Raw genomic sequence first — 12191 nt, 5'->3', positions numbered from 1 at the left:
GCACCCATTTGTTGGGTGCAGGGGCAAGCCCCTGCCCGCCGGAGGCTCTTAAATCAGGCCGGCACCCCACCCGGAATCAGATAGCGCGCGAACGGGAAAGTCTCGGCCTTGGCGGCGGCCGTCCATTCCTGCATCCACGGGTGCGCGAGTACCTCGGCGACATAGGCGGCCGACACATCGCTGACCGGCAGACCGTAGGTGGCGATGCGCGTCACGACGGGGGCGAACATCATGTCGGCGGCGCTGAACGTGCCGAACAGGAACGGGCCTTCATGCGCTTCGTCGATCGAATGGAACTTGCCGCGCGCTTCGTTCCACAGCGCATCGATGCGCGCGACATCGGCCAGCACTTCGGGTGACGGCGCGAAATCGGGGAAGTTGAACTTGAGGTTCATCGGGCAGCCCTGGCGGAGTGCCGTGAAGCCGGCGTGCATTTCGGCGCTGATCGACCGTGCCAATGCGCGAGCGGCCCAGTCCTGCGGCCAATAATGCCCGCGGCTGATGCGTGCGGTGCGGACCTTGTCGGCGAGCCAGTCGATGATCGCCAGGCTGTCCCAGATCGCCATGCGCTGGCCGGTGGCGTCGGTGTGCCACAGCGTCGGCACCTTCGATGACGGCAGCTCGCCCTTCGAGCTGCCGGCATCCCATTCGGGCGTGTCCATCGGCAGCACGACGGTTTCAAATTCGAGCCCCGATGCCTTGCAGGCCAGCCAGCCGCGCAGCGACCAGCTGCTGTAGGTGCGATTGCCGATGATCAACGTGTACATGGCGGGGCTCCCTCAAGGTTGTTTGCCCAAGGGTTAGAGCATTTCAGGCACGCGGGTAAGCGCAATCCGCGCTGCGGCCGAATTGTCCATTTCTTGCCAATCGGCAAGCCATGCATCTGTTACCTCGGACCATGCGGCAGGCTGTCGCATCGCTCAGGGGAGAATATTCATGGCTCGCATCCTCCACACGATCATCGCGCTCGCGGCATGCGTCGCGCTGCCCGCCGCTGCGCAGACCACCGTCGCACCCGTACCGGCAACCGACCAGATGGCCGTCGACCAGTCGGCGTGCAGCAGCGCCGCAACGCAGGCCACCGGCTATGTGCCCGGGCAGACGCCGCCGCCGCCAATGACCAACCCCAACGCCGGCGCGCGCGTCAGCGGTGCCGCCGTCGGCGCGGTCACCGGCGGCGCGGTGGGCGTCGCGCAGAACAACAACCATCCCTATGCACCGCAGGGGGTGCAGGACCAGCATCGCCAAGACCAGGCGCAGGCCGGCGCGGTCGCCGGAACGATGGTTGGCGGCGCCAAAGTCCGCCAGGGCCGCCGCGAAACCGCCAAGGCGCAGCAGACCGCAACGACGCAGCAACAGGCGAAGGCGACAGCGTGGGAAAACAGCTACGGCGCCTGCATGACGCAGCGCGGCTACGTCGCGGCAAAGTAGCGCGCTTGCAATTTTGCGGAGTTGTGATACGCATTATCCAAGGCGGGTGAACCGCCACGGGGGCCCGTAACTGGGGAATGCCATGGCCATAATCCGCTTATTGCTGACGTTGCAGCCGCTGCTGTTCGGGCTGGGCTTTCTGGCGCCGCTGGCCGTGCAGATCATCACGCGCACCGGACTGACGCCGCCGTTCGGGCTGACGCCTATGCTCGCCGGGTTGCTGGTCGGCGGCACGCTCGGCGCCATCGCCAACCTGCGGGGCAGCTGGATATGACGGTCCAGCTACCGGTGGATACCGCCACGCTGCGCGCCCGCGAAAAGGCCATCGCCGAAAAATACATTGGCGGCACGCCGTGGCTGATGATCGCCTGGGGCCTCGGCAACTTCACGCTATGGCTGGCGCTGTGGCCGCTGACGCTGACCGGCGCGCTGCCGCTATGGGCCGGTTTCATCATCGCCTGCGTTTGCGTCACGCAGAGCTACCTGCCGTCGCACGATGCCCAACACGATATCATCGTGCCGCGCTCATCGCGCTGGCACTGGCTCAACGAACTGTTCGGCCATATTGTCATCTTCCCGCTCGGCCTGCCGTTCCGCACCGCGCGCACCACGCACCTTGAACACCACCGCCACGCCAATGACCCGGCGCTCGACCCCGACTATAATGTCCATGCCCCCAGCGCCGCCGCCGCCATCTGGAAATCGCTGCAAAACCGCCAGCCGCGTGGCGCCGGCTCGAAACGCTACGGCCAGATCCTGATGGCGCTCGGCACGCCCGACGCCAAGGCGGCGATGATCGACGCGGTGCTGATGAACCTCTTCAACCTCGCGCTGCTCTGCGGCCTCGCGTGGAGCGGCTACGCCATCGAAGCGGCGTTGCTGTGGTGGCTGCCGCGCCAGATCGCCATTACCTACATCAATTTCTACCTGAGCTGGGCGCCCCACCACCCCGCCACCGAGACCGGCCGCTACCGCGAAACCCGCGCGTTCCGCAGCATATGGGGCAACATCGGGTCGAGCGGCATGCAATACCACATCATCCACCACCTCTATCCCAACATCCGCCTCAACTGGACGCCCGCCGCCTTTCGCGAACTGCGGCCGATATTGGAGGCGCGGGGTTGCGAGCTGGGTGGGTTGAAGGGCTGAGAAAGGGCCTCCGGCGGGCAGGCCTGAGGCCTGCACCCATTTGTACTTTGTTGCTGCGGCGGGCTTACGCTGACAAAGTGGCGCGATGCTGTACGCGATTTTCTTAATGCTGGCCGCGGCGAACCCGCAGCCGTTCGCATGGGTGACCTATATTCCCGGCGAGAGCATCATCCACGGCGTTGCCGAAACCGACTCGCGTGATTTGCGGATCGACTGCACCACCAGCGGCAGGCTCGACGTCATCATTTGGTCGGATGTCGCCGCCGCGTCCGGTGCCACCGTGCCGGTTGTCCTCAAGGCCAATGGCAAAAGCTACCGTGTGCCGGCGGTCGTCTTCGATGGTGACATGCCGCAACTCGTCGCGCCTGTGGCGGCCGATCACCCATTCATCCGGGCGTTGCTGCGCGGCCAGTCGGTATCGGTGAACAACAATCCACCCGTCCCGGGCACCGGCGCCGCACAACACCTCAAGCCGCTCATCGCCGCCTGCAAATAACCGGGCGCAGGGGTCACCCCTATCCGCCGGAGGCCCTTCCCCCCGTCAACGACAGAATTGCCACGCCGCCGCTGGCGCGTTTATGTTCGCGCCGCGAGGAGGCTGCGTCATGACCCAAACCGCCCGTTGCTGCTGCGGCGACCTGACGATCACGATTGCCGGTGCGCCGTTGATGAGCGCGATTTGCCACTGCGACAGCTGTAAGCGCCGCACCGGCAGTGCGTTCGGCTGGCAGGTCTATGTGCGCGATGACGATGTCGTGGAGACCATAGGCGCGGCGCTGGTCTATCAGGTGCCTGTCACGCCGCCGGCGGCACGGTCGTTCTGCGCGCGCTGCGGCACGACGCTGTTCTGGAAGGCCGACATCTTCCCCGGCATGACCGGCATCGCGGCAGGCGGGTTCAGCGATCCGCCGACGCCGACGATGTCGGCTTCGAGCAGCAATCGCTGTGTTTGGCTTGAGCTGCCCGCCGGCTGTCACGCCAGCCCGTAGCGGTCAGGCGTTTACCGCCGCCATCACTGCGGCGCGCAGTTCGGGAATCCCCTCGCCCTTCTCGCTGCTGGTGGCGAGCACGGTCGGGAACGCTGCCGGGTGGGTGCGGGCCTGGGCTTCGACCTTGAGGCGGGTGGCTTCGAGCTCGGTCGGCTTGATCTTGTCGCCCTTGGTCAGCACGATCTGGTAGCTGACCGCCGCCTTGTCGAGCAGCTTGAGGATGTCGAGGTCGACGGGCTTGAGCCCATGGCGCGCGTCGATCAGCAGCAGCACGCGCTTCAACACCGCTCGGCCGCGCAGGAAGTCGAACACCAGATTCTGCCAGGCGCGCACGATGTCTTTGGGGGCTTCGGCATAGCCGTAACCGGGCATGTCGATCAGCCGGAAGGACAGCGGTTCGCCGACGTTGAAGACGTTGAGTTCCTGCGTGCGGCCCGGCGTGTTCGAGGTGCGCGCAAGCCCCTGACGCCCGGTCAGCGCATTGAGCAGCGACGATTTGCCGACGTTCGACCGCCCGGCGAAGGCAATCTCGGGCACCTTGGGCTCGGGCAGGAATTCGAGCTTTGGCGCCGACAGCAGGAAGTCGAGCGGCCCGGCAAACACCCGGCGTGCGTCCTCCAGCCGCCGCGCCAGCGCGCGCGGGTCTTCGGGCGGGTCGGACGGGAGTTCGATATCGGTCACTTGCGCTTGGTACTGACTGCCGATGGCGTTGCCTCGATGACCGGCGACGCCGGCATCGGGTATTTCTTCATCATCAGCCACTGCTGCGCGATCGACACGAGGTTGTTGGTCACCCAGTACAGCTGCAGACCGGCCGCGAACGGCGCCATGATGAACATGAAGATCCACGGCATGAACGCGAACACCTGCTTCTGGACTTCGTCCATCGGCGCCGGGTTGAGCTTCTGCTGGACCCACATGGTGATACCCAGCAGCACCGGCAGCACGCCCAATGCCAGGAACCCCGGCGGGTGGAACGGCAGCAGCCCGAACAGGTTGGTGACGAGCAGCGGATCGGGCGCCGACAGATCCTTGATCCACAGCACGAACGGCTGGTGGCGCATTTCGGTCGACAGCATCAGCGTCTTGTACAGCGCGAAGAAGATCGGAATCTGCAGCACGATCGGCAGGCAGCCCGCCAGCGGATTGACCTTTTCCTTCTTGTAGAGCGCCATGATTTCCTGCTGCTGGCGCGGCTTGTCATCCTTGTAGCGCTCCTGCAGCTCCTTCATCTTGGGCTGCACGAGGCGCATTTTCGCCATCGATTGATATTGCTTGTTGGCAATCGGGAACAGCGCGGCGCGGACGATCAGCGTCAGGCAGATGATCGCCACACCGAAGTTCCCGGTAAGTTTGAACAGCCAGCTCAGCAGGTGGAAAATCGGCTGCGCGATGAACCAGAACCAGCCCCAGCTGACGGTGCGGTCGAACAACGGGATGCCGAGATCGGCCTTATACTTGTCGATCAGCGCAACTTCCTTGGCGCCCGCATACAGGTGCGAGACATTCGACGCGCTGGCGCCGGGTGCCACCACCACGGCGGGGTCGAGGAAATCGGTCTGGTAGCGGTCACCCGCGGCGGCCGCGAAATGCGCCGCGACCGGCAGCTTCTGGTTGGGGATCAGCGCGGCAATCCAGTATTTTTCGGTCATGCCGAGCCAGCCGCCGGTGGTCGCATAGCTTTGCGGGCCATCCTCGCGCAGCTTCTTGAAGCTGGTTTCGCTATCCTTCAGACGGCCGTCCATCACGCCCAATGGCCCGACGTGCAGGTTCGACGCATCCTTTTCGTGGAACTCGCCAGTATGGCTGACCAGCCCGTAGGTGCGCACGGTGACCGGCGCAGTACCGGGGTTGGTGACGTTTTGCGTGACGGTGAACATATAGTTGTCATCAACCGCGAGGCGCAGGTCGAACACCACGCCCTTGGGGTTGGTCCAGGTCAAGGTCACCGGCGACGTCGGCGTCAGCTTGGGCGCGGACGCCGTCCACAGCGTATCGGGGCCGGGCGCGTCGGCACCGGTCCAGCCGAACTGGCTGAAATAGGCGCCGGCGGTGCCCGACGGGGTGAACAGCCGAACCGGCGGCGAGTTCTTGTCGATGGTCTGGCCATAGGTCGTCATCAGCAAGTCATCGATGCGACCACCGCGCAGGTTGATCGAGCCCGACAACCGCGGCGTTTCAATCGCAACACGCGGCGACTGCGCCAGCACGACATTGATCGGCTGAACAGCGCCCGCGACGGCGACGCCGGGGACGCTGCCCTGCACGACCGCGCCCGGTGCCGTCGGTGCTGCCGGCTGCGGCGCACCACCGAACCAGGTCTGCATCAGCGTCGGCTGCGGCGCCGGGCCGCCCGATGCGGTTACCGGCACCGGCTGCTTGGGCAGATATTTCTCGGAAACAAAGCTCCAGCCGAGAAAGATCATCGCCGACAGCACGACGAACAGGATCATGTTACGATTGTCGGTCACAGCAGACTTTCAACATTTTGATAGGACGAATCGCCAGTCATGGAACGGGGTCATAGCCTGAGCCGCCCCATGGGTGACAGCGCAATATGCGGTGCAGCCCGAGCCAGCCGCCCTTGATCGGACCGTAGCGCTCGATCGCTTCGATCGCATAGGCCGAGCAACTGGGGGCGAAACGGCACGACGGCGGCAGGATACGCGACAGCGTGACTTGCCACAGCCGGATCGGCCAGATCATCAGCTTGCCGATCATTTGGCGCCGGCGCATTTCGCGAGTGCCTTGCGCAAATCGGCGTCGAGCGCAGCAAAATCGCGCGTCAGCCCGGCGTCGCGGCCAATCAGCACATGGTCAGCACCGGCAATGCCGGCTTCGGGCAAGACCTGCCGCACCAATGCGCGCAGCCGGCGCTTCAGCCGGTTACGCACCACCGAATTGCCGATTTTTTTGGTGACGGTGAAGCCGGCGCGCATCTGCGGGTCGGCATCAAGGCGGTCACGCACCAGCAACAGAAAGCCGGGCGTCGGCGCGCGACGGCCGGCGTAGGCCGCCAGAAAGTCGCGCCGTGCAGAAATGATGATCATGGGTGCCGAAATCGGGTCCGGCGCCGGCGAAACGCGAACTAGGCGCTCAGCTTCGCGCGGCCCTTGGCGCGGCGGTTGGCGAGCACCTTGCGGCCACCCGGCGTTGCCATGCGCGTGCGGAAGCCATGGCGACGGGCGCGCACGAGCTTGCTGGGCTGAAAGGTCCGCTTCATTACATTATCCTCAGAATCAAGGCGGCCAACGCAAGCTGGCCGAAATCAAGGGTGGGCGCATAGCGGCAGCGCGTGCCCAAGTCAATGCACAGCGGGGGCGTGGACGCGCAATACGGCTTCAAGCCGGCGTCGCGGTGCCCCATTCGCTCCAGCCGGCAAAGCGCGGCGTGCCGGGCAGATACATCGACTCGCTCTTGGTCAGGTTGAACCCCGCCGCCTTGATCGTCTCCGACACCGGTCGCGTCAGGTGACAGCCACCGGCGATGCGCTTCCAGATGGGCTCGACGCGGTGCTGCCATTTCTGGACACCGGCATCGGGTGCCAGCCCGTGCTCGCTGAAAAACAGGGTGCCGCCGGGCTTGAGCACGCGCCGCGCCTCGGCGAGCGCCTTGGCCGGCGTGTGTACCGAACACAGCGTGAAGGTGCAGACGATGCTGTCGAAGCTGTGCTCGCCGAAAGGCAGCGCCTCGGCGGTGCCCTCGCGCACTTCGACCAGCAGGCCCTGCGGCCGCGGTGCCTCGGTGGCGATGGCGCGCAGTTCGGCGCTCGGGTCGACGCCCTGGACGCTGATGACGTTCTTGGGGTTGTAGAACGGCAGGTTCAGCCCGCCGCCGATGCCCAGCTCAAGCACCCGGCCCGTGGCGAGCGGCACGACCTTGGCGCGCTGCTTGGCGATCGGCTTGCTGCCGCAGGCGCAGCCGATGACATACGGCAAGATGTGGCGATCATAGAATCCGGTCATTTCGAGCCCCCAATAGATACTGCACTCTTGCAAGCTGCACCTTTCGGCACAAGCCCTGTCAACGAATGATTAACAATTTCAATCGCCGGGTGCCAGCCGTCTGGTGCGACTGTCGGCGCAACGCGACGTCAGTCGCGCGTTGCGGCCGACACAACATCGCGCTGCTGCGGCGGCAGGTCATCCGAATTCGCCGCGACCTGATTAACGGCCGCGGGCGCCGGCACCTTGCGGCGGCGGCGCATGCCCATGTCGGTAATCCGGCCGGCGCGCGGGTAGCGGTGCTGCCAGCGCACATATTTGCGCCGCGCCCACAGCGAGTTCTTCAGGATCAGCGCCAGCCCGAAGCCGAACACGATGATGCCGATCGGAATGGGCTGTGGGACTGTCGCCAGCACCGGCGCCGCGAGCAGCAGGACAAATCCCGCCGCCAGTTGCGCCACGCGCACAGGTTCGCTGCGGATCAACGTCTGCAAGAAAGTGGGACGCGTGCGCTGCATTCCACAGCGATTAGGAGGGGGTTGGCGGGCGCGCAAGGCATCATGGCTTAACGGCGGCCAAGCAGACCTGTGTAGCAGGCTTGTGTGATGCGATTGTCGCGCTACTGTGGCTTCAGGGTCATGGTTTTTGCTGCGGGACAGGTGGCTGTTTCCGCAAAGGAAAATTCATGGTCGCACATGTCGCCACTGTCGCGTTCCTCGGGCTCGAGGCACGCAGCGTCGATGTCCAGGTCCAGATCACCGGCGGCATGGCGGCATTCGTGCTCGTCGGGCTGCCCGACAAAGCGGTAAAGGAAAGCCGTGAGAGGGTGCAGGCGACACTCGACGCCATCGGACTGGCGCTGCCGCCGCGCCGTGTCGTGGTCAACCTGTCGCCCGCCGACCTGCCCAAGGAAGGCTCGCACTACGACCTGCCGATCGCGCTCGGGCTGCTCAGCGCGATGGGGTTGGTGTCGGCCGAGGTGCTCGATCAATATGTCGTCGCCGGTGAGCTCGGGCTCGATGGCCGCGTCGCGCCGGTGCCGGGCGTACTGCTCGCCGCGCTGCACGCCGCCGAGCACGAACTCGGGTTGATCTGCCCGGCCGCGCAAGGCGGTGAGGCAGCGTGGGCGGGCGAAGTCGAGGTGCTTGCTGCGCCCGACCTGCTGACATTGATCAACCACCTCAAGGGCACGCAACTGCTGTCGCCGCCCGTCCGCACCATCGCCGAGGGCAGCTGGCACGGCCCCGACATGAACGAGATCAAGGGTCAGGAAACCGCCAAGCGCGCGCTCGAAATCGCCGCCGCCGGGGGCCACAATCTGTTGATGAGCGGCCCGCCGGGGTCGGGCAAGTCACTGCTCGCCGCCGCCTTGCCGGGAATCCTGCCCGAACTGACGCCCGCCGAGGCGCTGGAGGTGTCGATGGTCGCGTCGATGGCGGGCGAGCTGGAGGGCGGCAAACTGCTGCGCGCCCGCCCGTTCCGCGCGCCGCATCACTCGGCCTCGATGCCGGCACTCGTCGGCGGCGGCGCCAAGGCGCGGCCCGGCGAGGTCAGCCTCGCGCATCTCGGCGTGCTGTTCCTCGACGAACTCCCCGAATTCCAGCGCGGCGTGCTCGATTCGCTGCGCCAGCCGCTCGAAACCGGCGTGGTGATGGTGGCGCGCGCCGCCGCCCACGTCACCTATCCGGCGCGCGTGCAGTTGATCGCGGCGATGAACCCGTGCCGCTGCGGCCATCTGGGCGACGCGAGCCAAGCCTGCTCGCGCGCGTCGAAATGCGCAGCGGATTATCAGGCACGCGTATCGGGGCCGCTGCTCGACCGCATCGACCTGCATGTCGATGTCGCCGCGGTCAGCGCCGTCGACCTGACCTTGCCGCCACCGTCCGAAAGCTCGGCGCAAGTCGGCGCCCGCGTCGCCAAAGCCCGCGCCATCCAGACCGCGCGCTACGCGAACCACAAGGCGCGCAGCAACGCCGAGGCCGACGGCAAGCTGCTCGAGGAAGTCGCCACCCCCGACGAACCGGGGCGCAAACTGCTGACGCAAGCGACCCAAGCGCTGCGGCTGTCGGCGCGCGGCTATCACCGCGTATTGCGCGTCGCCCGCACGCTCGCCGATCTCGAGGGCAGCGCAGGGGTAACGCGGCTTCATTTCGCCGAAGCATTGAGCTATCGTCGGCAAGCGCCGGTGAATTGAACGGCCAACGCGGGGGACAGACAATGGACAAAACGGCAACGCAGTGGATGGTCGAGCCGCTGAAGAAGTACGCGACCTTTTCCGGGCGGGCACGGCGCAAGGAGTTTTGGTGGTTCTATCTTCTTTGTGTTCTCGCCATTGTTGTGTTGTGCATTGCGTTCGCGCTACTCAGTGCTGGTGACGCAATGGGAGTTGCTGCACTGTTGCTCATACCGATTTTGGCGCTTTTCGTACCATTGGTTGCCGTGCAGGTTCGCCGCTTACACGATGTCAATAGAAGCGGCTGGTGGTTGCTGGGTTCGGTTGTCTTGGGAGCGCTAAGCGGCGGAATTGACGCGACAAAATTGCCCCAAACGGAGCCGCTGGCGGTACTACTTGTTGCCTTGGCGCAACTTGGCTTTGGTATTCTCATACTGGTCTGGCTCTGCAGCCGCGGCACCATCGGCGAAAACCGCTTCGGACCGGACCCGCTCGCCGCACCCGATGCATGACTCCATGACGGATGCCCGAACTGACAACTAGCGGTGAAGCCATACTTCATATCGCCGAAGCCTTGAGTTATCGTCGGCAGGCGCCGGTGAATTAAGGGGTTCCGGGCAAGTGAGGGGACACACAATGGACAAGTCGGCAACGCAGTGGATGGTCGAACCGCTGAAGAAGTACGCGACCTTTTCGGGGCGGGCGCGGCGCAAGGAATATTGGTGGTTCCAGCTGTTCGTGATTCTGCTGACGCTGCTGGCGCTTGCCGCTGACGTGATGATCAACGGGCTTGATGCGATGATCGCCGGCGCCACCGGTTATGTCGAGGCAGTGGTATCGCTGGCGCTGTTCCTGCCGTCGGTGGGGGTATCGGTGCGACGGCTGCACGATACCGACCGGCGTGGCTGGTGGCTGCTGATGCCGCTGCTGCCGGCACTGATCCTTGGCGGTGCGGCGGGCGCGATGGCTGTCGGCGTCGAAGGTGCGGGCAAGTGGATGGCAGCCGGCGGCTTGCTGCTCGCCATCACGTCGGTGCTGTTACTCGTCTGGTATTGCAGCCGCGGCACCATCGGTGAAAACCGCTTCGGGCCTGACCCGATAGCCGAGTGACGGTGCGGCGGGCTCAATCCGCAGGTTTCTCCGGCCCGAGCTCGCCTTCCCATTTTGCCACAACTGCCGTCGCCACCGCATTGCCGACCACATTCGTCGCGCTGCGCCCCATGTCGAGGAAGTGATCGACCGCGAGGATGAGCAGCAGCCCGGCCTCGGGAATCTTGAAGAAGCTCAAGGTCGCGGCGATGACCACCAGGCTGGCGCGCGGCACGCCGGCCATGCCCTTGCTGGTCACCATCAGCAGCAGCAGCATGGTGATTTCCTGCCCCAGTGACAGGTCGATGCCATAGGCCTGCGCGATGAAGATCGTGGCGAAGCTGCAATACATCATCGAGCCATCGAGGTTGAACGAATAGCCGAGCGGCAGCACGAAGCTGGCGATGCGCGGCGGCACCCCGAAGCGTTCGAGCGCCTCCAAGGTCTTGGGATAGGCGCTTTCCGAACTCGCGGTGGCGAACGCCAGCAGGAACGGCTCGCGGATCGCCTTGCTCAGCCCGATGATGCGCGGCAGCCCGATGACCACCGCGCCCGCCGCGAGCAACAACAGCCACAGCATCGACAGGCTGAGGTAGAAGCCGCCGATGAACTTGCCGAAGGTGACCAGGATGCCCAGCCCCTCGGTGGCGACTGCGGCGGCGACCGCGGCAAACACCGCGAACGGCGCGAAGTTCATCACATAGCCGGTAATCTTGAGCATCAGCTGCGCCACCGCATCGAGCAGGTGCGTCAGCGGCTTGCCGGTATCGCCCAATGCCAGCAGCCCGACGCCGGCGAACACCGAAAACACCACGATCTGCAGGATCTCATTGGTCGCCATCGCCTCGAAAATCGACTTGGGCACCAGGTGCGTGACAAAGTCCTTGAGGCTGAACGCTGCATGTTCGACCCCCGACGCCGCCGTCACCGGCGGCACCAGCCCGACACCGACGCCGGGCTGCAACCAGTTGACCATGATCAGCCCGAGCGTGATCGACACCAGCGACGCGGCGATGAACCAGCCGAGCGTCCGACCGAACATCCGGCCAAGCGCCGAGCCGTCGCCCATGTGCGCGATGCCCACCGTCAGCGTCGACAGCACCAGCGGCGCGATGATCATCTTGATCAGCCGCAGGAACAGGTCGGTGACAATCGACAGATACCCGGCAATGTCCTTCGCCACATCGGGCGACGCAGCATAGGCATTGACCGCCCAGCCCGCGAACAACCCCGCCACCAGCGCCGCCAGAATGTAATAGGTCAGGCGCTTGCCCATGCACGGTCCCCCTGTCTCGACACCCCAAATGACGCGGGGCGTGGCGCACGCGACGCTGTGACCACGGTTAGCGCGGAAAGTCAGCGAACGCCATATGTGACCGCGGCTGATGACAGCCGCGTCAGGGACGCTATGGTGGC

17 protein-coding genes are annotated in these 12191 nt (G+C 65.3%); 8 read left to right on the top strand and 9 right to left on the bottom strand.

The features are described from left to right. Positions 1 to 53: 53 nt before the first annotated feature. The gene (locus EUV02_RS08480) at positions 54 to 767 is read right to left on the bottom strand and encodes a glutathione S-transferase (protein ID WP_135245813.1); all 714 of its coding nucleotides are present in this window, start codon (positions 765 to 767) and stop codon (positions 54 to 56) included. 169 nt (positions 768 to 936) lie between these two features. Between EUV02_RS08480 and EUV02_RS08475 the strand changes: the two genes are divergently transcribed. The 5 genes from EUV02_RS08475 to EUV02_RS08455 all read left to right on the top strand — a co-directional run bounded on the left by EUV02_RS08475 (position 937) and on the right by EUV02_RS08455 (position 3569). Further along, a complete protein-coding gene (locus tag EUV02_RS08475; RefSeq protein WP_135245812.1) occupies positions 937 to 1431 on the top strand; it encodes a hypothetical protein in 495 nt (164 codons plus the stop codon). Positions 1432 to 1513: 82 nt separating this feature from the next. After that, entirely contained in the window at positions 1514 to 1705 is a 192-nt protein-coding gene (locus EUV02_RS08470; RefSeq protein WP_135245811.1) for a hypothetical protein, read from the top strand. Then, positions 1702 to 2580: a fatty acid desaturase gene (locus EUV02_RS08465; RefSeq protein WP_135245810.1), complete on the top strand. Its 879-nt coding sequence runs from the start codon at positions 1702 to 1704 to the stop codon at positions 2578 to 2580. Before EUV02_RS08470 ends, EUV02_RS08465 begins: the two co-directional genes overlap by 4 nt. Before the next feature lie 85 nt (positions 2581 to 2665). Then, entirely contained in the window at positions 2666 to 3076 is a 411-nt protein-coding gene (locus EUV02_RS08460) for a hypothetical protein (RefSeq protein WP_135245809.1), read from the top strand. Positions 3077 to 3185: 109 nt separating this feature from the next. Next, on the top strand, positions 3186 to 3569 hold the full coding sequence (locus EUV02_RS08455; protein ID WP_166430564.1) for a GFA family protein: 384 nt from the start codon (positions 3186 to 3188) through the stop codon (positions 3567 to 3569). Between the two features lie 3 nt (positions 3570 to 3572). On the opposite strand, the gene yihA is transcribed toward EUV02_RS08455, so the two are convergent. The 7 genes from yihA to EUV02_RS08420 all read right to left on the bottom strand — a co-directional run bounded on the left by yihA (position 3573) and on the right by EUV02_RS08420 (position 8031). Beyond that, positions 3573 to 4250: a ribosome biogenesis GTP-binding protein YihA/YsxC gene (gene yihA / locus EUV02_RS08450; RefSeq protein WP_135245807.1), complete on the bottom strand. Its 678-nt coding sequence runs from the start codon at positions 4248 to 4250 to the stop codon at positions 3573 to 3575. After that, positions 4247 to 6040: a membrane protein insertase YidC gene (gene yidC / locus EUV02_RS08445; protein ID WP_135245806.1), complete on the bottom strand. Its 1794-nt coding sequence runs from the start codon at positions 6038 to 6040 to the stop codon at positions 4247 to 4249. Before yidC ends, yihA begins: the two co-directional genes overlap by 4 nt. Before the next feature lie 37 nt (positions 6041 to 6077). Continuing rightward, positions 6078 to 6290, bottom strand: a complete 213-nt coding sequence (gene yidD, locus EUV02_RS08440) for a membrane protein insertion efficiency factor YidD (RefSeq protein ID WP_207790144.1) — start codon at positions 6288 to 6290, stop codon at positions 6078 to 6080. Then, complete coding sequence (rnpA, locus tag EUV02_RS08435; RefSeq protein WP_135245804.1) at positions 6287 to 6619, bottom strand: ribonuclease P protein component; 333 nt, start codon at positions 6617 to 6619, stop codon at positions 6287 to 6289. The genes yidD and rnpA overlap by 4 nt, the downstream gene beginning before the upstream one ends. A 38-nt stretch (positions 6620 to 6657) precedes the next feature. Next, on the bottom strand, positions 6658 to 6792 hold the full coding sequence (rpmH, locus tag EUV02_RS08430; protein WP_135245803.1) for a 50S ribosomal protein L34: 135 nt from the start codon (positions 6790 to 6792) through the stop codon (positions 6658 to 6660). A gap of 118 nt (positions 6793 to 6910) precedes the next feature. Further along, entirely contained in the window at positions 6911 to 7534 is a 624-nt protein-coding gene (locus tag EUV02_RS08425; RefSeq protein WP_135245802.1) for a class I SAM-dependent methyltransferase, read from the bottom strand. Positions 7535 to 7662: 128 nt separating this feature from the next. Then, entirely contained in the window at positions 7663 to 8031 is a 369-nt protein-coding gene (locus tag EUV02_RS08420; RefSeq protein WP_135245801.1) for a hypothetical protein, read from the bottom strand. Between the two features lie 167 nt (positions 8032 to 8198). Here EUV02_RS08420 and EUV02_RS08415 point away from each other — a divergent pair, with 167 nt between their 5' ends. From EUV02_RS08415 to EUV02_RS08405, 3 genes are all read left to right on the top strand, one after another. Then, positions 8199 to 9707: a YifB family Mg chelatase-like AAA ATPase gene (locus EUV02_RS08415; protein ID WP_135245800.1), complete on the top strand. Its 1509-nt coding sequence runs from the start codon at positions 8199 to 8201 to the stop codon at positions 9705 to 9707. Between the two features lie 23 nt (positions 9708 to 9730). Continuing rightward, positions 9731 to 10198 (top strand): DUF805 domain-containing protein, encoded by a 468-nt coding sequence (locus EUV02_RS08410; protein WP_135245799.1) that lies wholly within the window; start codon positions 9731 to 9733, stop codon positions 10196 to 10198. Between the two features lie 124 nt (positions 10199 to 10322). Next, positions 10323 to 10796: a DUF805 domain-containing protein gene (locus tag EUV02_RS08405; RefSeq protein WP_135245798.1), complete on the top strand. Its 474-nt coding sequence runs from the start codon at positions 10323 to 10325 to the stop codon at positions 10794 to 10796. 13 nt (positions 10797 to 10809) lie between these two features. Here the strand turns inward: EUV02_RS08405 and EUV02_RS08400 are convergent, their stop codons facing one another. After that, positions 10810 to 12051, bottom strand: a complete 1242-nt coding sequence (locus EUV02_RS08400; RefSeq protein WP_135245797.1) for a dicarboxylate/amino acid:cation symporter — start codon at positions 12049 to 12051, stop codon at positions 10810 to 10812. Positions 12052 to 12191: the final 140 nt, after the last annotated feature.

Origin of the sequence: Glacieibacterium arshaanense, from assembly GCF_004681125.1 — a bacterium.
GTDB classification, from domain to species: domain Bacteria; phylum Pseudomonadota; class Alphaproteobacteria; order Sphingomonadales; family Sphingomonadaceae; genus Polymorphobacter_A; species Polymorphobacter_A arshaanense.
Note: the sequence above shows the minus strand (reverse complement) of the source record. Positions and strands in the feature narration are given on the sequence as shown.

What these genes read in the sequence shown, in the direction of transcription:
- EUV02_RS08480 (WP_135245813.1), bottom strand. Translation starts at nt 767, where the DNA reads ATGTACACGTTGATCATCGGCAATCGCACCTACAGCAGCTGGTCGCTG.
- EUV02_RS08475 (WP_135245812.1), top strand. Translation starts at nt 937, where the DNA reads ATGGCTCGCATCCTCCACACGATCATCGCGCTCGCGGCATGCGTCGCG.
- EUV02_RS08470 (WP_135245811.1), top strand. Translation starts at nt 1,514, where the DNA reads ATGGCCATAATCCGCTTATTGCTGACGTTGCAGCCGCTGCTGTTCGGG.
- EUV02_RS08465 (WP_135245810.1), top strand. Translation starts at nt 1,702, where the DNA reads ATGACGGTCCAGCTACCGGTGGATACCGCCACGCTGCGCGCCCGCGAA.
- EUV02_RS08460 (WP_135245809.1), top strand. Translation starts at nt 2,666, where the DNA reads ATGCTGTACGCGATTTTCTTAATGCTGGCCGCGGCGAACCCGCAGCCG.
- EUV02_RS08455 (WP_166430564.1), top strand. Translation starts at nt 3,186, where the DNA reads ATGACCCAAACCGCCCGTTGCTGCTGCGGCGACCTGACGATCACGATT.
- yidD (WP_207790144.1), bottom strand. Translation starts at nt 6,290, where the DNA reads ATGATCGGCAAGCTGATGATCTGGCCGATCCGGCTGTGGCAAGTCACG.
- rnpA (WP_135245804.1), bottom strand. Translation starts at nt 6,619, where the DNA reads ATGATCATCATTTCTGCACGGCGCGACTTTCTGGCGGCCTACGCCGGC.
- rpmH (WP_135245803.1), bottom strand. Translation starts at nt 6,792, where the DNA reads ATGAAGCGGACCTTTCAGCCCAGCAAGCTCGTGCGCGCCCGTCGCCAT.
- EUV02_RS08425 (WP_135245802.1), bottom strand. Translation starts at nt 7,534, where the DNA reads ATGACCGGATTCTATGATCGCCACATCTTGCCGTATGTCATCGGCTGC.
- EUV02_RS08420 (WP_135245801.1), bottom strand. Translation starts at nt 8,031, where the DNA reads ATGCAGCGCACGCGTCCCACTTTCTTGCAGACGTTGATCCGCAGCGAA.
- EUV02_RS08415 (WP_135245800.1), top strand. Translation starts at nt 8,199, where the DNA reads ATGGTCGCACATGTCGCCACTGTCGCGTTCCTCGGGCTCGAGGCACGC.
- EUV02_RS08410 (WP_135245799.1), top strand. Translation starts at nt 9,731, where the DNA reads ATGGACAAAACGGCAACGCAGTGGATGGTCGAGCCGCTGAAGAAGTAC.
- EUV02_RS08405 (WP_135245798.1), top strand. Translation starts at nt 10,323, where the DNA reads ATGGACAAGTCGGCAACGCAGTGGATGGTCGAACCGCTGAAGAAGTAC.
- EUV02_RS08400 (WP_135245797.1), bottom strand. Translation starts at nt 12,051, where the DNA reads ATGGGCAAGCGCCTGACCTATTACATTCTGGCGGCGCTGGTGGCGGGG.